The following is a 21031-nucleotide window of genomic DNA, read 5'->3' as shown; positions in this document are numbered from 1 at the left end:
ATCAATTATGATACACCATCGCTATTTATCTCAGTCTGGATTTTACAATATATCCCTTACTTTCTTCTTGTTTGTTTCTATTATTCATAGAACTTGAATAAATTACCCCCTCCTCTTCCTTTTTAGTATTTGGGCTATTACTACTATTTTGTCTTAAATACTCGGGTTGGTCATTTTCGTTTGATTTTTCATTTTCTTCATTTGGTTCGTTCAATGTAAGTGCAATTTTTCTGTCAAGTTCTGCTGCCTCACCTTTGAGTGAGCGAAGCTCGTCCTCTTTCTTCCAAGAACTGTTGGCAATGTTGGTGTAAACGTCTTTGTTGGTCACGACCTTTGCCATTTCCTTCTCATGCGACTCTATCACCTTAGGGATACGCTCCAAGGCATTTACGAAGTTCTCGCAGGCAAGTTTCGGGTCTGCCGCTAACTTACCGTTATTATAAGTATAGTAGATGCTCTCCTGTCCCTTGACAAAGAAGCGGTTTATCGAGCAATCAAACAGATCCTTTGAACTGCTCTCCGTCTTGACCATGATGGAAAAGCCGTAAACCTCGCCAATCTTGTTGTACTCGCTCTTGGTACGAGCCTTTTCCTCTATCTCATGCAGACGGGCGGCGATGACCTTTATGTCGGTACTGTCCTCCACACCTTTAATGACAAGTTTATTGATAGGATTACCTTCTTTGTCACGCTCCACACGCTTCTCAAAGCACGCCAAGTCTGCCTTGGCTTCCTTGATCTTGTCTGAATGGAAAGACACGGAGCTGTCAATCTCCGCCAACTTGCCCGTTGCGGCATCACGCTCACGGAGGAAATTCTTACGCTCTGATTCCAGCGTGGCAATCTTCTTGTCGAGTTTGGCTTTCTCTAACAAGTCCGTATTACCAGATAGCACGGCAACATACTCTGAAAAGTTCATACCGCTATCCTCGTCCATCGATCCCTCGTCAATGGTACGACTACCGAGCGTGTTGGTCTTCAACTGATTGATAAACAATTGCTTGTTATGTAGTAGGTTGAACTTATAACTGTCCAACGACCGCTCCACGGCATAGATAATCACATCGACCTTGTTGTCAGCAAATTCTTTGGCAACCATATTACCTTTACGAATTGCCCGACCATTTCGCTGCTCCAAATCTGAGGGTCGCCAGGGTGTATCAAGTTGATGCACCGCCACCGCACGCTGCTGGGCGTTGACACCCGTTCCAAGCATAGAAGTAGAACCGAAAATGATGCGGATGTCTCCACGATTCATCGCTTCTACCATCGCTTTTTTGGCTTTCTCGTTCTTGCACTCCTGAATAAAGCGTATCTCGTAAGACGGGATATGATAATCTTCTACCAATTTACGCTTCACCTCAGAATAGATATTAAAGTCTCCGCCGGGCTTGTAAGTACCCAAGTCAGAGAACACAAACTGCGTACCCTTCTGTGCATCATACTTCTGATAGTAGTCATTAAGTAGCTTTGCACAATGGCTTGCCTTGTTGTCAATATGATCCGAGTACCCGTTTTCGTCTATCATGCGTAGATCCAGGCTCATTTTGCGGGCGTAATCAGTTGCAATCAGCATCTTTGCCTTTTCCTCACTCTCGCTCAACGGCGCACGCCCCAAAAGCGTGGCATCACCGTTTTTGGCAAACTCCATCAACTTGCCGATAAACTCCTCCTGTTCAGGTGTCGGCGGAATGTTATGGAGTATCTCGTTTTTTTCGGGACGATCGATGCCTATATCCTTTGCTGTGCGGAAATCGCAAATCTCCGCATAGAACGAGGCAAGTTCAGGCACTTTAATAAAGGTTCTGAAGCGTTCCTTCTGAATAATCTCATTGGTGATGGAAAACTCATAGTCAGTGGACTTCTTGGCAAAGACCGCAGCCCATGCGTCGAAACTGTTAATGCCCTGCTTCTCCAAGGCTTGCGGGCGCAAGTATTTGAAGAGCAAATATAATTCTGTTAGCGAATTACTGATAGTAGTTCCCGAAAGAAAAGTTGCTCCCAAGTCCTTGCCTGACCGCTCCTGTATGGTGCGAATGGCAAAGAGCATATTGAGCGCACGCTGTGAGCCATCCGGATTGCCCAAGCCCGACACTCTGTCGTGGCGAGTATTGAACATCAGGTTCTTGAATTGGTGGCTTTCATCTACAAAAAGGTGGTCAATACCCATCATCTTAAAGTCCACGGCATCGTCCTTGCGCTCGGCAATGCTGTCTTGAATGTCCTGTAACTTGGCTTCCAAGGTCTGCTTACGTTTTTCTAAGCCTTTGAGCATGGCACGGGAGATGTCCGCTCCCTGCATACGGAGCACTTCAAGATTTTCTTCTACAGAATCTTTTTCTTTCTGCAAAATCGCTTCTTGTATCTCCAATGCTTGCGGTATCATGCCGAACTGCTCATGCGTGAGGATAATGCAGTCCCAATCATTATTCTTGATGTCATTGAAGATGCGTTGGCGATTCTGCTTGCTGAAGTCATTCTTTCCCGGATAGAGTATCTTGGCATTGGGATAAGCCTTGCGAAAAGTGTCGGCAATATCGAATACATTTGCTTTGAGTCCAATAATCATCGGTTTGTTAGCCAATCCCAACCGCTTCATCTCGTAGGCTGCTGTACACATGATAAGCGTCTTACCTGCACCGACCTCGTGGTCGCAGATACCACCTCCATTGGTCTTCAGCATCCACACGGCATCTTTCTGACTCTTATAAAGGTCTTGTATGCCCAATCTTTTAAGGTCGAGGTCGGGAAACGACTGATGCGTACCGTCGAAGTTGGGACGCACAAAGCAGTTAAAAAGGCGGTTGTAACGGTCAGAGAGCTGCTCCTTGAACGTGTCGGGTGTCCGTCCGAGCCAATCTACAAAGCCTTGTCTGATTTCCTCAATCTTGGCATTTGCCATCTGTATGGCATGACCGTCACGAACCTTAATCGTCTTCTCATTACCCTCCGCATCAAGTATGGTCTTGCTTTTGTTAATGTCAGGAATGGTATTGTGAAGTGCGTGCTTCAATAAATTGAGTCCGTCATAGCGTCTAAACTCACCTTGTACAGCATATTTGTGCCAGATATTACCGTTCTTTTGGTCGCAGCCAATGGCATACTCGTCCATATTAGAATGATAACTCACCCTGATGTCCGTCTCGAAGAACTCCGAGGCGAACTTGCCATAGACTTTCGCGGGTATCCAGCGTTCACCGAGGTTGAAATCCAAATCAGCAAAGGGAATGGGCGTGGGAGTGGCGGCACGCAGGGCAGTCAGACTCTGTTTCGCTTCCTCATGCTCCGGATGATCCAAGAGCCACGACTCGATACGCTCCGCCTTTTCAATCACATTGCCAGAAATAAACTTGTCGGCTACCTCATAGCTGTCCTCTTCGGGATTGTAGAAGATGCGTCCTTCCAAAGCAGAAAGCATATCGCTCTCTTCCATATCGGGAAGCAAAGAACTCATATAGTCAAGCTCCACCGTGCCGTATTTGTTGAGTGATGCGCCCAATGCCTCCATCGGGTCTGAAGCTATGGACAGTTCGGAGGTGGAAAAAGCCGTCGGGTGGTCGAAGATGTCCGCCTTGATGTACTTGCCGTTCTCGGAGCGTTCCAAGAACAGCATTTCCACTCCGGTGGCATCCATCTTGATGACATCGGTGTTTGTCTTCTGGTTGAAGTACCCCCAACGACCTACATAGCCGTCATAAAGCCGATTGAGTTTCTCACGCTCTTCCTTGTCCTCCGCTTGGTTGTTCGCCTCATAATCATAGAGTCGGTGATAACTCTCCCTAATCTCAATATATGCTTTCAGCCGTGAGAGCTGAGCAAAGGGTAAGTCCATCGGGTTGAAGGTAGGATGTCGTTTCAAGTCAGACAGGAAACCTACCTGCCCATTCTGTACGACTATCGAGCCGTCACGCAAATGTGAGTCGGGAGAAGAAAGGAACGGACGCGGTGAAGCATCAAACTCTTTCTTAACCTCTGCTATGGGCTGTGGCTTGCGAGGTTCGGCTTCCTCCATAAAGTCAAAGAGCGAGGGCTCTCTGACGGGAGCAGATGCAGTTTTCTTGCTTCTGCGGGAACTGCTTGGCGTGCTTCTTGCCGGCTTGGGTTGCCTGCTCGCAGAAAGTGGTTGGTTATCGCTGACCTTCTTTTGTTGAGCAGCCTCTTTGATTTCATTATTTACACGGGCTACATCTTGTGTCCAAAGACTATATTCCTCTGGGGCAAACAAGAACTGTTCCATGGCTTCTGTCTCTATGGTGCTATCCATAATCGGATGATGGTCTTCATCAAAGAATACCGTCTGACCGTTCATCTCGCGTGGGGCTTCCACGTCTGTGCGAATTTCACGGCTTTCTTGTTCGTATTGTCTTTGAAGGGTAATTACGGGGACACCTTCTGGGGCTGGTTCGGTTTCAGGCTCTGTATGTAAAACTGGCGCAGCTTCTTCGACTTTCAAAACCTCCTCGACTTGTTCTACCATTGCTTGTGGTTGATTGTCTTCCTGTACAGGTTTCTGCACTTCCTGACGGCTTTCATCCTTGATTTCCTCAATGATGGGTTCTTTAGTGTATTGTCCTCTGACAATCTCTTCCAGTTCTGCTATCTCGTGCAATTTAGTGGGTTTGAAGTATAAGTCCCGTTCTATACCCAATCCGTGTATCTTGACTTCCTCCATTTCTTTGAGGGACATATACCCAAGTTCCCAACCATAGCCCATCGTAACGGCTCCGAAGCCGATGCGTTCCTTGGGGTCGTATTCCAGCATATAGGCGGTATAGGCTCCCATAGGGAAAAAGTAGCGAGCGTATGCTGTGCGGTCGCCGATGAGTTGCTTTTCTGTTGCATAGAGTTTGGGAAGTTGCTTCTTAGTGCTGTCGGGCATCAAATTGTAAGCATTTTCTTCTTCTTTTTCATCTTCCTTATCCTCTTTCTTTTCCTCCTTATCCTTGGATTCTTGTAACAGAGGTGGTTGTTCTGTTTTTAGACCTCCTTGCACTTTCTGCACCATCTTGTCCACGTGTACCTGCCATTCCTCCTCGGTCATGGGTATGCCGGTTTCGTAGAGCTTGCGGTCGAAACGCTGCTCCACTTCCAAGGATAGTTGTGTACACAGACTGTCAGCCATATCCTCGATACTGCCGTCAAACGTATATTCCCAAGCGGGCTTACCATAAGGGTCTGTACCCATCGTGCGCTCTGTGGCAATCGTGCGGTGGGAAATGTCCTTCCATTCGCCCTCAAAGAGGGAGTTATGGTTAAACGCAATAGAAAAGCCGTCGCCTTTGGGAACAGAGGCGGTTTGTACAAACTGCTGTTCGATGCCCTCACCAATTTCCTTGCCCGATTGTTTTTGCAGGACAATCAGGTCGCTGCCCACATCCGTACCTGCATTCTCGGAGAACATACCCGAAGGTAGGCGGATGGCGGAGATAAGACGGCTATTCTGCAAGAGGTAACGGCGGATGGCTTCATTCTTGGGGCTGTCCAATACACCCTGCGAGGTAATAAATGCAAGAAGTCCGCCCTCCTTGATAGTGTCCAGCCCTTTTACAAAGAAATAATTGTGAATGGTTCTGGTGGATTCCCGTTTAAGGATATTCTCTCCCTTGCTATAACTACGGTCATAAACCATAAAGTCGCCAAAGGGGATGTTGCTGGTAATCAGGTCGTACTTGTCCTTTTCTTCCAGTTCTCCGATGGCTTCAAAGGGTTCTTGCCGAACAAAGATATTATCCTTGCCGTAAGGATGAAGGGCTTGTGTGATGCGCGCCGTCAGTAGGTCTTTCTCCATCGCATCGACCATACCGGCACTTTTGGCAAAGGTTTCGGTAAAGGCTCCCATACCTGCTGAAGGGTCTAAGCACCTTCTTACTTGCACGTCGGCAGCACTAAGGGCTTCGGCAATGGCGGAGACGATACGGGTGTCGGTATAGAAGGAGGTCAGTACGCTTGCCTTGATACTCTCCCAATAGCGTTTGGCGGTGCTGGCATCGACGGCATCACGGTAAATCATCTGTTTGAGCCTTTGGGTAGGCGCGAACAGGTTTTGCTCCGATGCGCTCCAATAGCGGAGGTCATCGGGATTATCACAACGGTTCAACACGCATTTCAGACCACCGAAACCTTGATAACCTCTGAGCAGGACTTTCTCGGCTTCGGTGGCTTCACGTCGTTCTTTTTCTAATCGGAGGATTACACGGATGGCTTCCGTATTGCCCTCCAAGACTGCTTTCTTATTGTATGCCATAATTTTTCTGTTTAAGATGGAGAGGAAAAATTAGTCGGAAGATAATTTTTCCTATCTCCCAACTAATTTGTTTTATCTCTGAGTCTGTGGTAACTATCTCCCTCGTGCTTTTCCTTTCTTTCCTTCAAACTCAAAGGCGGTGGTGTGGTCTTCGCCCAAAACAAGACGTGCGTTGAACTTCTTGCCTGCCTTGCTCGTCAAGCCTTTGAGGATAGGCGTTCGCCCGGTAGTTATCAAATCACGGATATTGTCCTCGGAAAGGAACGTGCCGCAGATTTCACGGAAGATGTGAAAGTCGCAGCCCTCGTGCCTGCATTTCGCAATTTTGGCATAGATGCCCACACTCTCATTGCTGCATTTGGGGCAGTGGTAGGTGGGATAGGACTTTTGTACCTGTGGAGCAAGGGCAAGGAGTTCCTCGCAAATCGTCTCCACATAGGAGTTGATGCCTTGTGCGAACTTCTCGGGTGGCATTTGTCCAGCCTCGATGGCGGCAAGGGTCAGTTCCCACGAGCCTGTCATCTCTGCATTGGCAATTCGTTTATCCTTGACAATCTCATAGACTGCCAAGCCTTTCTCTGTCGGGACTACCGTTTTCTTTTCTCTTCGGATATAGTCTCGCAGAATCAATGTCTCGATGATATTGGCACGAGTGGCTGGTGTACCGATGCCGCACTCTGCCATTGCTCTTTTACTTTCTGCATCTGCGACCTCTTTCCCTGCGTTTTCCATAGCAGAAAGCAAAGTCGCTTCTGTATAGAGCGGTTTGGGCTTGGTCTTGTGCTCGGTAATTTCTGAAGAAAGCAGTGGTAACACCTCGTTTTCTATTAGATTGGGCAATACGGATAAAGTCTGTTCTTCTTCCTCTTTGCCTTTTTCATCGTTCGTGCCAGTACTATGCTGCACGGCTTTCCAGCCCAAGGAGATACTTCGGCACGCCTTCCAAATGTAGGTGTTTGTACCGTCTGTCAGTTCCGCCTGCATCCTCTCCTCCTCTGAATCGGGAGAAAAGGCTTCGATGAAACGATGGACTACCATTTGGTAGATGGTCGTTTCATCTGTCGATAGTCCCGATGTTGTTTCACCCGTAGGGATAATGGCGTGGTGATCAGTTACCTTGCCGTTGTCCACCGAGTGGCGGTTAAGTGGTGTCGGAAGTGCAGTGCCTATCTTGCCAAGTAAAGTGGGTACTTCCTCGAAAACGTCTTCACTGATGTATCGACTGCCGGTGCGGGGATAGGTCGTGATTTTCTTCTCATAGAGGCTTTGTGCGATTGAGAGGGTCTTATCTGCTGAAAAGCCGTGCTTTCGGTTGGCTTCCTTCTGTAGGGAGGTAAGGTCGAACAAGAGGGGTGGCGACGTATGTCCCACCTTTTTTGCGACCGAAGTCACGGTAAGCCGGCTCTGTTCGCGAAGCATGGCGAGAGCGGACTGTGCATCGGCTTCATTGTCAAATGCACTACTGCTCACAGCTTTCAGCGATACGCCCTCTTTCTCTGCTGCTACGGAGAGTTTCCAATAGGGGACGGAAGAAAAATCACGATTTTCTATGTACCGACGGCAGACCATAGCAAGAGCTGGGGTTTGTACCCGTCCCAAGGAATAGCCGCCTTTGCGGACGATGGACAATGCACGGCTGGCATTGATACCCACCAACCAGTCGGCTTCGCTTCTTGCTTTGGCGGAATAATAGAGATTGTCGTAACTGCTTCCTGGTTTGAGGTTGGAAAGTCCCTCACGGATGGCTTTATCGGTGAGGGAGGAAATCCACAAGCGGTCGAAAGGCTTATGGCAATTGAGATAGGAATAGATGTATCTGAAGATGAGTTCACCTTCACGTCCTGCATCGGTAGCAACGATGATGCGGTCTGCTTTGTCAAAGCTGGAGCGTATCACCTTGAGCTGTTTTAGTGCTGCTGGGTCTGATACATACTCCTTATCCTTACGTACTTGTCGTACCACTAACTGAAATGGATTGGGACGAATGGGCAGGTCTTCAGCTTTATAGGCAGAAAAACCGTAGGCTTCGGGCATGGCAAGGGCAATGAGGTGTCCCATTGCCCAAGTAACCATATAGCCGTTACCTTCTAAATATCCGTCTTGTCTGGTATTAGCCCCTACGATACGGGCTATATCTCTGGCTACCGAGGGTTTCTCGGCAATAATACAAGTAATCATAGTTGATAATAGAATTAAAGGTTACATCTTACGTCCACGGGACTTCTTCTGTTTGTTCTCGTCCTGCTTTTGCTTCTGCTCAGCAGTAGGCTGTGTCTGTCCCGTTTTGAGTGGTTCTTTCACATTTTTGGTGGCTTCGTTGGTCTTGCCGTGGTTATTGACCGCAACCTGTGTCTTGTGTTCCTCTGCTACGGCAACCACCTTTTCTTTGCCGGTTTCTTGCTTTTTGTCAGGATTCCACTTGTAAAAACGTGGGCGATTCTGTTCCTTGTCCATGCGAACATAGGCATTGAATGATTGTCCCTGTTTGTCCACCATATTCTTTAGATATAGTGTACGACCGCTATCCAATGCTTCACGCTGTTTATCTGATAACTCTAAACCGCAAAGCTTATGTGGGACACCTTGCTGCTGTGTCTGCTGCTGGCGTTCCTTAAAACCACGGTTATTGTCAAAGATGAACTCAATGCCTTTTCGCTCGGCATTAACCTGCAGGGTGGCGTTGAAAGACTTGCCGCTCTTGGCGGTCATACCCTCCACTTTCACGGCTTTGCCTTCCACAAGATCTTTGTACTGGACATCAGAGAGCGTTACACCCTTGATCTCCTTGGGAATGTTCACACGGTCGGCACGTAAGGCAACAATTTCGTTGGTCTGTGGATCGATGGAGACATAGGCAGAAAAAGGATTGCCGTTCTTGGGCGTTACTTCGATTGTCTTGCCAAGGTTGCCCGTAGCAAGGAGTTGCTCCTTTTCTTCGGGAGAGAACTTGTAACCCATATAGGGGAAGTCGAGCTGTGGCTCCTTGCGTAACGGGTGGATAGCCAAGCCGACATTGCCATTATCATCCGTGCGGAATGCAAGACGTGCTTCGGTGTAGATGGTCGTGTCACCAATAGGTACGGCAATAGTAATAAGGTTACTCTTCTGCCAAGAAAGCATCTTTTCTAACTCTCCACTTTGTTCCAGTCGTTCACGGGTAAGACCGAGGTCACCAAGTTGCTTCCAATCAATCTTCGACTCATCAATGGCTGTGGCGTTCTTCTTTTTCGGCAGATAATCGTCAAAGGATACTCCAATCTCTGTCAGTTGCTGTTTGCTTTCTGGCTTTTCACGACTTTGCAACATGGTGCGAAGATTGTCCACACCTTGTTCTACATTGTTTGCCAAAACCTTGTACAGTCCGAAACGAGTCGGGTTATTGAACTGTTTGAGGAAATTGGACATGAAGTTCTTTAGAAGTCCGTCCTTGTTGTTGAATTTCAAGAACGCAGCCTGATTGGCAGCGGCAGCCTCTGTGGTCTTGAGGTTGCCCTTGTCGTCGATACCCGATACTACGGAGATTTTTCCCGCTTCTTGCTCATTCTTCACTTCCGTGCGGTCTTCCAAGACCAGCACATAGTTGTCATTGTTGTTTGGTTCCATAAATATTACATTTTGATGAATATATAATGTTATATATTGGCAAAATTAAACGGATAAAACCAAACGTTCACACTGTGAGGAAATAGTGGGAAAAAGTGGGAAACAAAATGAGAGGAAGATTTGATGTACCAACAAAAAAAAACTTCCCCTACAAGAGAAAGTCTATGGATGAGAAAGCACATCAACGATAAGTTTTTTGGTTTGCAGCTCGAATGTCAGCTACCAATAACCGTGACCGACGTCGGTCAGCGTCGTGAGTGACGACATCTGGAAGAATATTGGATGAAACACACAGGGGGGGAGTTTTTTCTGAAAAGAAAAACTCCTCCCCCCTTGATGCCTCACGGCTGTCTGTGATTGCTGTCCTGTTTATAAAAGTTATCCTGATGATAGGTAGTATTTTATAAAGTTTATCGACGTCGGTCACGATCGTTACGATAGCAGGTGTCGCATGGCTCTTTCCTCTTGACGGATGCGAACTATTAGCAGGTAGCCGTAGAGGGGCAGACCTACGCATAACGTTGTCCAAGCATGGCAGAGTAGCGCCACACCTATCAGTTCTGGTATGATGTTGAGGAAATAGTTTGGGTGTCGCACCGTACGAAACAAGAAACTACGATTGATGCGATGGTTGGGTACGATGTAGAGTTTCACTGTCCAAACGTCACTCAGCTTGTAGATGACGTAAAACAGCATGATGTAGGCGAATGCCATGACTGCCACGCCGATGACAGAGGTCCTGTCAAACTCCATATTGCTGGTATATCCCTCATAGAGGGCACCAAAGTAGTAGGCTATATGGGCAAGCGTCAGCAGTAGGGAGTTGCGTTTTCCGTACTGTGTAGCTCCACATTTGATGAGACGTTTCTCGTTCCTTATTGAGAAAGCGAGGGAGAACAAGCGTAATACAAAGAAACTTGCGAAGATGATAATTGCATATAGCATGACTGTAATATGTTTTATGATGTTTAATAATCCGCTATGAAGCCGTGCCGACACGCGGGGGGGGGATTACGCACGGCTCGGCTGGTGTGTTGACTTGCCCCAACTTGTTACCACTGCTTGAGCGGCGGTGTGGCAGTATCGTTGAATTTGATGGCGATGTTGGTGAGTCCGTTGTCCCACCAGCCTGCAAAGTTGAAAAGCAGTATACCCGTTGTACGCAACTGATGGTCTCCCTTAAGAATATTTATCACATGCGGATCAACGTATCCTGTGACGGCATTGGGTGTGCCTATGCCGTTTGGACCCGTGTACGAGCAGAAGGTGATGAACCAGTCGGGTGCCGCACCACCGTACGCCTCACTGGCTTTTAGCAGGTTCTGGCGCACGAGATTCACCTTGTCGCCAGCAGCGCATCTGTAAGTGTCCTCCACATTCAGCGTGGTACGACTGTGATTGGTGGAGTAGATATTGGTAGAGAATTGTTTGTTATCATACCAGCGGTCTATCCACCCCGAGTTGGTGGAGTACCAGCCCTCACGGCTCAAGATGAGCATCTTGCCTCGTAGTTCTCCCATTGTAAGTGTCGGACTGAACGATCCTGCAATGTATGGTGTAACGTAGGGATCAGCCCTTAACACGTTACCCACTGCCGTACGGTACTTGTTACCTCCATCTTTGTCGTAGTCGTGGTCACGCTTGATGGTCATGATAACCGTTTCCGATGGGTGCTCCCGCAGAAAATCGGCGGTGGCACGCAATACATCCTTGTGGAACGTGCGGTCGAATACATTACTGGCGTGGCATAGCTTTAGCACACCATCTGCAAGCACCAAGCGTATGTCGAAGAAGCGTATGCCGCTCTCGAGCTGCCCCTTGATGTCCTTGTCTTGCGTCTTCACCCACCAGTTGCCTGACCATGCTCCTGTATCGTGTGTTCCGGGTATGGACATCTTGCACACCAGTCGGTCGTCCTCCATATCCTGCATCCAGTTGGCATAGGTAGTGGAGATTAGTTGCCGCAGTTTCAGTGAGAGCGTGTAGGTTCGACCTGCCACGGGGCCTTGCGCATTGCTTTTTCCTTCCAGTGGAGTGTGGTACAGCCACCATGGCGATCGATGTATCTTGGCTTCTTCTGCAGGTACGACGAAGTAATTGCCCGAATACCCTACGGATTTACCTATGGGCATACTCCAGAAGCCATACCAGGCTGATGTCTCGCCCGGTTTTAATGTGAGTGGTTGTGCGAGTGGACATTCGAAATCCTCTCCGCTTTTCTGCAAAACTGGAGAAACGACAGGCGCATCCCCTCGTTCATCAGTCTGCCACATTGCCTCCCACACGAATGGTGCTGCCTGCATGGAATCGTCAGTGGGGCGCATGCGCAGTGATGCCACGCTCATGTCATGTTTAGTATCATTTGTCAATCTCATGCGTATGAACGCTCCTTGCGGTTTGAAACTCACATGTGGCGAACGCAGGTGTAAACCGTCGCTCGTTTTCAAGGGCAACCAAGCTGACAGGTAAGGCATGTTCCATAGTTGCTCCTCATTTTGGCTTATGGGGCGTGCCAAACGCTCTACGCCCATTTTTATTTTGTGCGTCTTCTCATCGTAGGTTCCATGACCAAGTAGAAAACACGCCTGCCAATTACCAATTTTTTCATCGTGAGGAGCCTCCACGTCAGCATTGAGAGTGTCGCACCACAAGACACCATCATGCGTTTTCCATTTCACCTGTACTAATTTTATTGGTATCTTGGGGTTTTCGTTTCTGATAACACAAAGTCCCTCAGTTGTTTCGCCTTCTTTTAGCCGCATCTTCGGTGGGACCATATCTCCCTCAAAACCATAGGTGAAGGATCTTGTTGCTACCATCTTGGTGTTATCTACACCACCATTAGGGACTTCTATTGTAAGCCGTATCGTGGTTGATTGATGAGACGAACTTTCGCTATTCACTGTAGTGTCACCGTCGCATCCGTATAGAAGCATGGTGGATAACAGCGCATATATCACCGTCAAATTATAGATTGTTCTTTTACCCCATTGAAGGGCGATTTGTCCTGAAATCATAGTAAATCCTATGTATTTTTATTTTTTAAGGTGCAAAGATAGTGAATAATAGGCAACTTCCAAAACCTAACTATTGGCATTTATCGTACGCTTTGGAAAGAAATGGAATGATGTAACTTTGAGTTGCAGCGGTCTTCTTTTCAAAAGTCTATGTACACGCAAAATGCATCTCGTAGTCATCTATGGACTTCGAGATGCACAGCCTCGCAAAATTACATACCCAATCCGGGTTGTTAAATATTGTAAATAACGGGGGTAAGGAAGCTAAAAATATAAGTAGGGAAGCATAGAAGCCTACCACACACAGTGTTATGGATAAATTCACCAATAGGAACCAACATGTATTTGTTATTTTTAGCCATTCCTTAACATAAAATTATATACTATAGTGAGGGACACGCATTGTCCCTCACCTTAGATACTATTTGCGACGTATGAGTCGTTGCTCGTCCTTGTCTTTCTGCAACTGGCGTGGGGCGCGCTTGCCGAACTCGTCCACGTCTCTGTTTACCATGAGGCGAACGCCGTAGTGCAGGGTGGCATTATCGTTATGTCCACGGTCGAAGCCGTCTTTGGATAGCACACGGTAGCAGAATGTCTTGTTGCTGTGCTCGTTGTCCTTGTCGTAGGTGTCGTATTTCCAGCGTGTTCTTGACCAGTATGCCATGCGCCATGTAGCTCCGCCTTTTGGGAAGGGGTAGCCTACGCAGGGCAAAACACGATAACAGTCGGTACGATAGAGCGGGTTGCTGTCCGAACATTCTCCCCACCACTTGTCGTCCATGATGTCGCGCACGGTTACGTTGGCGTTGCCTATCCAACGGCTCTGTACCACGAGGCGCATGCCCTGTCCGTCGTTGGTGGCATCGGGACCGCCAGCGTCCATGAACCTCCAGCGATAGGCACAGCGATAGCGGTTGCCGTAGGGACGGCGGTCTTTGTGCGACTGTGCCTCCTTATTGTTGCCGTAGAAACGAATGGCGTAGAGTTCGAGCCGGCTCTTATCTTGCATAAAGTAGGAGTAGAAGATAGGTTTATTGTTCCAAAACCGCTCTTCTTGAATATCTGCCTTGTTGCTGTTGTGTGTTTCGCCAGCTGTGATGATGGGGCGCATGTCGTCTTCCTCTGGGTCGAACATTTCGAAGTAAGGGTTGGGAGCAGACTTGATGTTATTCCAGCCTGTAAGACCTATAGGCAAAGTACCATTATAGATGCTTGTAAGGATATTAGGCAAGGCGATTCCCCATTCTTCGCCAGTGGGAAGATGGTAATCTTGTGGCTTCATGGTGCCATTGTTAAGCGCAAAGCGCATTTTCATATCGGCACTTTTGAGCGACCAGTTGTTCACCCATCCGTAATCAGCCTCGTTGGGGTGTGGTGCGTTGGTGTCGTGGAAGCCCATCTCATCGGTCTTGCTGTTTGTTACCGCCAAGCGTTCCAAAGGGTTTGCCCACGGATAGGCAGGCTTACCGTCTCTCATCTCACTAAAACGTGGACGACACACACCTACTTCCGTGGAGAAGCCACAGCCTTTAACTTTTTTGCTTTTGAAATCGAGAACTTTGAACTCGCCCGACCATTCCTGAGGTTTTGACTGCCCAACCAACCATTCATCAGCGTACGGATAACGTGGGTTGCCTTTCTGTTTCCTACCCAGCATAAATCCTCCACGCTCGGCGGTAAGCATGGTTTGCCCGATGTAGTTGAGCTTAGGTATGGGCATACCCCACACGTAGAACTCGTCGTACTCGGCTTTCTCCTTTCCCTTGCGCATGGCAGAGGCATCGAAGGTGTAGCGATACTCGTAGAGTGGCGAACCGTAGTCTGCGCTCTCGTCGAGTGGGTTCACGTTGCCAGGATTGTTGAAATGTATCTGCCTGTCATTTTCGTACATCCAGTAGAAGTTGCTTTCAATGCTGTTCGTCCAAGGGCGCAACTCGCAATCGAGACCGAAAGAATGTCCATAGCAAGATCGGCATTGGAGCGGAACAGGCTGGGAGGCATCATCAGGAAACCGCCTCGGGCAGTGATTTGCGAGCTGGCAAAGGCATATTTATGTCCCTCTGGTTTTACCAAGTCGGTATTGCGCTTCACCTTGAAGCGTATCATTGTTCCCAATAACCTAAACTTCCATTTGTCAAAATTGATTTTTCCATCTTTCATCTGTAATTTCATCCAGCCTGTGGCATAAGGTACGGTAACTCGAATGTTTCCATTAGCATCAAGTTGGTTGTGGTATGGAGAGTGATTAGGGTCGAAGTCTACATAGAAATGATATAGCTTTTCTGCACGTCTCCTTGTCTTGTCGTCAAGACTCATATTTTTGCGTTCTCTGTCAAAGTCTGGGTTATATTCGCCTCCGATGATGCCACACACATACCATTCCTCATTTTGCTTTGGTGTAAATGCCTTGTCGTTGAGCCAATGAAACTCAACCATGTCGTTAGTTTTTACGTCAATAGAGCCATCGCTATTGTAGCTTACTTTGTCAAATTTTACCTCTCCAGCTCCAAGCACCACCTTGTTGCCGTCCATCGCCTCTTTGCCGTCAATCATCGTCTTGGCGTTTTTGTCTACACGTACGATAAAGATTCGTGCTTTGAGTTCGGTGCCTTCTATCACTGGAAGATACTTTGAATTTACAGAAACGGCACGTGTGGTTGTAGTATTTCCATCCAATGAGGAGGATACATCAGCCAGCTCTACACAGGCATTACCCGAAATGCCAATTCTTGAAGTTTCACCAATGTTTTTCTCTGTAGTCTGCTTAACATCTGTGCTATTAAGCATTGTTTCATCAGCGCATGAAACAAGAAATGAGAGCACTATCACGCAGGATAAGAGCCATTTCATCTTACTCGTTTTTGGTGTAAAGAATGTATTCATTGCTATTGATAATATATTGTAGGTTAGTCTTCTATTAAATTATCCCCGTCGCCAGCGTCACCTGCACCAATATTTATATTTTGGCCGCTTGCAGCCAGCAGCGTACACTCTGCCTGCATGGGTATCATCGTGATTTCTGGACGAACGTACTGTTTTTTCTCTCTCGTTGTTTCTTGAGTGTCAATTATCTCTGTCATAATTCTTAAAATTTATGTTATTAATACTAATTGGTTAAAATCTCGTGTATTGTTGCCTGCCCAAGTTTGTTTGTGAGTGACGTCGGTCAGTGTTGTGAGTGACCTTTTATTGCACTTCGTTTTGGAACTTGCAGACCTTTTCGCTCTTTTCCTCCATAAGCGTGTTCGTTTTTCGGTTACATAGTCTTTTATTGTCTTAATCTCTATCAGTGCTACACGACTATAGGTTGTTTTCATAGTTTTTTGTTGTAGCGTTTCCTGCTTTTGCTATTTCGTACATACGAGTACTGTGCGCAAGTCACACGACACTCATGGGTATGGCGATACTCCTCTCATACCTTTTCTTGCGATGAAAAAAGGCGGAGAGAGAGTAGTGCGCGGCGAACCAATAAAAAGTGTTAAAAATTCGGGGGGGGTAATAAAAGATGTTAATAAACATGCAGAGTGCAACATTCTTTCGCACTCTTTGCTAAAGGCGGAAGAAGAAGTTGGCAGGCAGCCGAAATTGCGAGTCGCATATTTATACATACATCATCAAAAATAGTTATTACCTTTATTTTTGTTGCTCCTGAATATATCCAATATGGGAGCGCTATTGTTTCTTAACTGTATTTATAACCATAGAACAACCAAAACTAATCAGAAATATCCGAGTGTAAATCTTTAATTACCAGCATATTCTAAAATTTAACACTTTTCGGTTGCCATTTGTCGCTTCCCAAATTTCCACATATTTTTGAGACGTATTTCTGACGTGGAGAATTTGCGGGGCTTGTTTTTTGTCACACCGTGCAGACAGTTGACAAGGGTTTACAACCGTTTACGACAAGCGACAATAACCGCCCCGATATGCGGAAACAGTCACACTGTGTAGAAAAGCGACAATGGTTGACTTCCGTTCACATCCGTTTACCATTTCAGAGATATAGGATTGAAGAAATGAACCATTAAACGATAAAACGGTATGAAAGCAACCAGAAAATGCAGTTTTTGCGGCAAGTCCTTTGTAACCCGAAGCGGTATGCAAAGATATTGCAGTGAGGCTTGTCAGGCAGAAGCCAAACGAGCCAGAGTGATGCAGAAGAACAACCTCTTCAAAGTCGCCCAACCCTTGATGGAGATACAGCATCAGGAGTATCTCACCTTTTCCAAAGCAGCCATCCTCATGGGCTGTTCCCGACAGTACATTTACAAACTTGTAGCCATCGGCAAGCTGAAAGCCTCACGCATCAGCAACCGCATGGCATTCATCCGCAGAGCCGACATCGAGCAGATGTTGGAGGGCAATCCCTATCACCGCATCCTGCCCGGCAACACCTCCACACCAAGGAAATCATCTTCATCTTCCTTACCTGCCAAAAGAGAAAAAAGGGAAAAGGAAAGCGAAGAAGTGTTGGACTTCTATTCGGGCGAGGAGGTGATGTCCCTTTTTAAGGTAAAGCAGTCATGGCTTTACACTTCCGCCAAGCGTAACCATATCCCCATCTGCCGTATCGCAGGAAAGAACTATTACAGCAAGAAGCATATTGACGAGTTTTTCGGTGTGGCAGTTGATATTAGCGAAATTACCGACTGGCTACTGACCGAGGAGGTGGAGGAACTGTTCGGCATGAAGCCGACCGCACTCCGTGCCTACACCTATCGCCATAAGATACCCACTAAAAGAGAGTACGGGCGTACCTATTACTCCAAATCACATTTGAACGAACTCCGCAGAACTGACCTTGTGAACGATGAACGCTACTATACCGTTGAGCAGGTGCAGCAAATCTATGGTCTTTCGTCAGCCAACATCTGCCATATCGTCAAGGTGAAGCACATCGAAAAGATAAAGGTGGGTGTGAAAAACCTGCTTTTGCGCTCAGATGTGGAGCGTGTCATGGCTGAAAGGAACAAATAACCGTGAAAAATCGGGATTATCGAAAATTATTTCAAAATGATGTATCGTGGAGGTATTCACGGATATTTCACGTTGTTCCTTTGCCATCGGAAACATGGATACAACTCCAAAATGTATACAACCAATTAAAACATAATTATTATGAGTAAATGCAAAACAGTTACCTTGCGTAAGCGCAAGATTAAGAACGGGACACAGTATTCACTATGCCTTGACTACTATCCCGGCTACCGTGACAATGTCACCATGAGAGTGATTACACGTGAAGCCTTAGGAATTTACATCTTCGCCAAACCTGCAAACCAGCAGGAACGGGACTTCAACGCACGCATGATGAAGAAAGCGGTCATCCTGCGCAACCAGCGCTACGAAGCCATTTTCAATGAAAACAACGGCTTTTTTGACAAGACCAAGATGAAGGGCGATTTCCTTGCCTATTTCAAAGGACTGGCTGACCGCAAGAATATCAAGTGGCAGCACGTATACAAGCATTTCCAGCGGTTCGTGAACGGCAAATGCACCTTTGAGGAGGTGGATGTGGATTTGTGCCGCAAGTTCATGGAATACCTGCTTGATGCACCCCAATCCATCCACACCAACCAAAAGCTGCACATCAACTCCGCAGCAGGCTATTGGTCAACTTTCCGTGCCGTGCTGCACACCGCCTACCGTGACAGGAAGATAAAGGAGAACCCAAACGGCTTCTTAGACCGCATCGAGTGCATTCCCACCATCAGGGAGCATTTGAGCCAAGAGGAACTGATACGGCTTGCCGAAACACCCTGTGAGGAGGAGGTCTTGAAAAAAGCTTTTCTTTTCGCCTGTCTTACGGGACTGAGAAAGAGCGACATCAGACAGCTCACGTGGCAGCAGATACAACCATACACCAACGGCAGGATGTTCGTTACCACCCGTATGCAGAAAACCAAAGAAATAGTGCATAACCCCATCAGTGATGAAGCCTATGGACTGCTGGGAGAACGGGGCGAGGGACTTATCTTTGAGGATTTCAAGGACAAGATGCTGCAAGGACCACTCCAACGGTGGCTCACGGCAGCAGGGATAACCAAGAAAATCACCTTTCACTGTACCCGCCACAGCTTCGGAAGCCTGCACGTGGAAATGGGAACGGACATGGCTGTCATCCAAGCCTATCTCGGACATAAGAACATTACCACCACACAAATCTATTCCAAGATAGCAGCGCAGCAGATGTGTCAGGTGGTGGACAAGATAACCTTGAAGCGCAAGGAGGCATAAATGTCTCACATTGACAGGTATTCAGAGGGGCGGTTATGGCTACAAGGCTATAATCGCCCCTCTATGTTTTTGGCTTGATGCCACCATTTATAAGCCCCTCAGAGTATGAAACAGAGTATGATATGATGACATTTCGTGAAATACATTGAAAAAGACCTGGAAAAGCCACACTAATTTGACCCACCCTGGCAAGTATTTTAGACCCAGTAAGGTTAAAATAATGAGACCCACCTCACCAAAATAAGAATGACCCTTTGAAACGCTAGTTTTTTAGGGTCATTTTGTAGTTTTGTGTTACTGCCCTGGCCGGCATTAAAAACATAAAACTATTATTTATATGACAAAATTAAAGAATTTATTGCGCTGTTACGCATCTGGTATGGGAATAAGAAGTATTTCTAGTACTTTCCATATATCTCGTAACACCCTCCGCAAGTATGTCCGTAAATTCCAAGAAAGTGGCTTGTCCATGGAGCAAATTCTGTCGCTTTCAGATGATAAGCTGGCGGACTTGTTTTCAGATGGGCATTCTCGTAACCGTCCGCCTTCTGCTCGCAAGTTGGAGTTAGAGGCACTTGTTCCTGATTATGTGAAACGGCTTAGCAAGAAGGGTGTTTCTATCTTATCTCTTCACACGGAGTATCTCAAAACTCATCCTAATGGTTACCAGTATTCTACTTTCAAACACGCAATCCATGCCTACAGATGTCAAACACGAGCCGTAGGACATGTAGAGCACCTTGCTGGCGATCAGATGTATATTGATTATGCAGGTGATAAGCTAGAGATAGTCGAAGAACAGACGGGTGAGGTGCGGAAGGTAGAGGTTTTTGTGGCTACCCTTCCATGCAGTCATTACACCTATTGCGAGGCAGTGTGGTCGCAGAAGAAGGAAGACCTTATCGTTGCTTGCGAGAATGCTCTTCATTTCTTTGGTGGTGTACCCAAGGCTGTTGTGCCTGACAACTTAAAATCAGCCGTTATCCGCAGTGATCGTAATGAGCCTGTTATCAATGACGACTTCGCTGCTATGGCTGAATTTTATGACATGGCTGTTTATCCAGCTAGGGTGCGCCGTCCCAAGGACAAGGCACTGGTTGAGAATGCTGTAAAGCTAATGTATCGGTCGGTATATGTAGATATTGAAGGGCAAATTTTCCATAATCTAGAATCACTTAATGTTGCTATACGCACATCTTTAGAAGCATTTAACAGCCGTAGATTGAGTGGGCGTAAGGAATCCCGTCAAGAACTATTTGAGGAAATGGAAAAAGATTTTCTTCGTCCTCTTCCTACCGCTCGCTATCAGATGAAGTCTAGAAAGTCTGCTACTGTCATGGCTAATAGCTTCGTTATGCTAAGAAAGCATAGTTATAGTGTTCCAACAGAGTATATCGGCAAACGTATGGAGCTTATTTACGATAATGACAATGTTCAAATCTACTATGGGTTAAAGTTAGTTACCATCCATCAGCGAGATGATACTCCCTATACCTACTCACAGAAAGATGCACATAATCTTCCTGGTCATCATGGTAGCTTTGAAAAGGATTTGGAGGAAATATATCAACGGGCAGGGCAAATAGACAACATCCTTCTGCTTTATCTCAAGGAAGTCGCTACGCAGATGAAATATCCACCAAAAGCCTTCCGCTCTTGCCGTGGTATCATGTCGCTGGAGAAGAAGTATGGCATGGCTCGTCTAGTAGCAGCTTGTAACTGTGCCTCGGAAGGACGACGCTATGGCTATAATGAGATAAAGGATATACTACAGAAGGGTGATGATGCTCCCTATATATCTATGGATGAAGATAATATGGAGCTATCTCCTGAATATAAACCAAAAACTCATAAGAACATACGAGGCAAGGATTATTTCTCAAAGCAATTATCCAATAATAGCAAACAATTAAAGTAAACAACT

Annotated in this window: 11 protein-coding genes; 3 read left to right on the top strand and 8 right to left on the bottom strand. The window is 46.7% G+C overall.

Going from position 1 to position 21031, the window contains the following annotated elements; all coding sequences use genetic code 11:
* Positions 1-25: 25 nt before the first annotated feature.
* The 8 genes from J5A56_RS12160 to J5A56_RS12130 form a co-directional block, all read right to left on the bottom strand.
* Positions 26-6244 (bottom strand): helicase-related protein, encoded by a 6219-nt coding sequence (locus tag J5A56_RS12160; protein WP_004352691.1) that lies wholly within the window; start codon positions 6242-6244, stop codon positions 26-28.
* A 93-nt stretch (positions 6245-6337) separates the two neighbouring features.
* On the bottom strand, positions 6338-8422 hold the full coding sequence (gene topB / locus J5A56_RS12155; protein ID WP_004338303.1) for a type IA DNA topoisomerase: 2085 nt from the start codon (positions 8420-8422) through the stop codon (positions 6338-6340).
* Positions 8423-8443: 21 nt separating this feature from the next.
* On the bottom strand, positions 8444-9847 hold the full coding sequence (locus J5A56_RS12150) for a DUF4099 domain-containing protein (protein WP_004338306.1): 1404 nt from the start codon (positions 9845-9847) through the stop codon (positions 8444-8446).
* Positions 9848-10279: 432 nt separating this feature from the next.
* Positions 10280-10792 (bottom strand): isoprenylcysteine carboxyl methyltransferase family protein, encoded by a 513-nt coding sequence (locus J5A56_RS12145; protein WP_004338308.1) that lies wholly within the window; start codon positions 10790-10792, stop codon positions 10280-10282.
* Positions 10793-10899: 107 nt separating this feature from the next.
* Entirely contained in the window at positions 10900-12864 is a 1965-nt protein-coding gene (locus J5A56_RS12140; RefSeq protein ID WP_004338310.1) for a phosphatidylinositol-specific phospholipase C, read from the bottom strand.
* Positions 12865-13285: 421 nt separating this feature from the next.
* Positions 13286-14758 (bottom strand): hypothetical protein, encoded by a 1473-nt coding sequence (locus tag J5A56_RS13635; RefSeq protein WP_231370784.1) that lies wholly within the window; start codon positions 14756-14758, stop codon positions 13286-13288.
* Positions 14710-15750: a hypothetical protein gene (locus J5A56_RS13630; protein WP_021670732.1), complete on the bottom strand. Its 1041-nt coding sequence runs from the start codon at positions 15748-15750 to the stop codon at positions 14710-14712. Before J5A56_RS13630 ends, J5A56_RS13635 begins: the two co-directional genes overlap by 49 nt.
* Positions 15751-15773: 23 nt before the next feature.
* Positions 15774-15947 (bottom strand): hypothetical protein, encoded by a 174-nt coding sequence (locus J5A56_RS12130; protein WP_004339688.1) that lies wholly within the window; start codon positions 15945-15947, stop codon positions 15774-15776.
* A gap of 964 nt (positions 15948-16911) precedes the next feature.
* On the opposite strand from J5A56_RS12130, the gene tnpA reads away from it, so the two are divergent.
* From tnpA to istA, 3 genes are all read left to right on the top strand, one after another.
* Positions 16912-17847, top strand: coding sequence for a transposon Tn4555 protein TnpA (gene tnpA / locus J5A56_RS12125; protein ID WP_004292844.1), 936 nt, complete (start codon positions 16912-16914; stop codon positions 17845-17847).
* Between the two features lie 141 nt (positions 17848-17988).
* Complete coding sequence (locus tag J5A56_RS12120; protein ID WP_004338318.1) at positions 17989-19107, top strand: tyrosine-type recombinase/integrase; 1119 nt, start codon at positions 17989-17991, stop codon at positions 19105-19107.
* Between the two features lie 337 nt (positions 19108-19444).
* Positions 19445-21025: an IS21 family transposase gene (istA, locus tag J5A56_RS12115; protein WP_004353653.1), complete on the top strand. Its 1581-nt coding sequence runs from the start codon at positions 19445-19447 to the stop codon at positions 21023-21025.
* The last annotated feature ends 6 nt before the right edge of the window (positions 21026-21031 follow it).

Source organism: Prevotella melaninogenica (genome assembly GCF_018128065.1).
Taxonomy (GTDB): Bacteria; Bacteroidota; Bacteroidia; order Bacteroidales; family Bacteroidaceae; genus Prevotella.
The sequence above is the reverse complement of the archived record's forward strand: the minus strand, read 5'-3'. Positions and strand labels throughout refer to the sequence as shown.

What these genes read in the sequence shown, in the direction of transcription:
- J5A56_RS12160 (WP_004352691.1), bottom strand. Translation starts at nt 6,244, where the DNA reads ATGGCATACAATAAGAAAGCAGTCTTGGAGGGCAATACGGAAGCCATC.
- topB (WP_004338303.1), bottom strand. Translation starts at nt 8,422, where the DNA reads ATGATTACTTGTATTATTGCCGAGAAACCCTCGGTAGCCAGAGATATA.
- J5A56_RS12150 (WP_004338306.1), bottom strand. Translation starts at nt 9,847, where the DNA reads ATGGAACCAAACAACAATGACAACTATGTGCTGGTCTTGGAAGACCGC.
- J5A56_RS12145 (WP_004338308.1), bottom strand. Translation starts at nt 10,792, where the DNA reads ATGCTATATGCAATTATCATCTTCGCAAGTTTCTTTGTATTACGCTTG.
- J5A56_RS12140 (WP_004338310.1), bottom strand. Translation starts at nt 12,864, where the DNA reads ATGATTTCAGGACAAATCGCCCTTCAATGGGGTAAAAGAACAATCTAT.
- J5A56_RS13635 (WP_231370784.1), bottom strand. Translation starts at nt 14,758, where the DNA reads ATGTACGAAAATGACAGGCAGATACATTTCAACAATCCTGGCAACGTG.
- J5A56_RS13630 (WP_021670732.1), bottom strand. Translation starts at nt 15,750, where the DNA reads ATGAATACATTCTTTACACCAAAAACGAGTAAGATGAAATGGCTCTTA.
- J5A56_RS12130 (WP_004339688.1), bottom strand. Translation starts at nt 15,947, where the DNA reads ATGACAGAGATAATTGACACTCAAGAAACAACGAGAGAGAAAAAACAG.
- tnpA (WP_004292844.1), top strand. Translation starts at nt 16,912, where the DNA reads ATGAAAGCAACCAGAAAATGCAGTTTTTGCGGCAAGTCCTTTGTAACC.
- J5A56_RS12120 (WP_004338318.1), top strand. Translation starts at nt 17,989, where the DNA reads ATGAGTAAATGCAAAACAGTTACCTTGCGTAAGCGCAAGATTAAGAAC.
- istA (WP_004353653.1), top strand. Translation starts at nt 19,445, where the DNA reads ATGACAAAATTAAAGAATTTATTGCGCTGTTACGCATCTGGTATGGGA.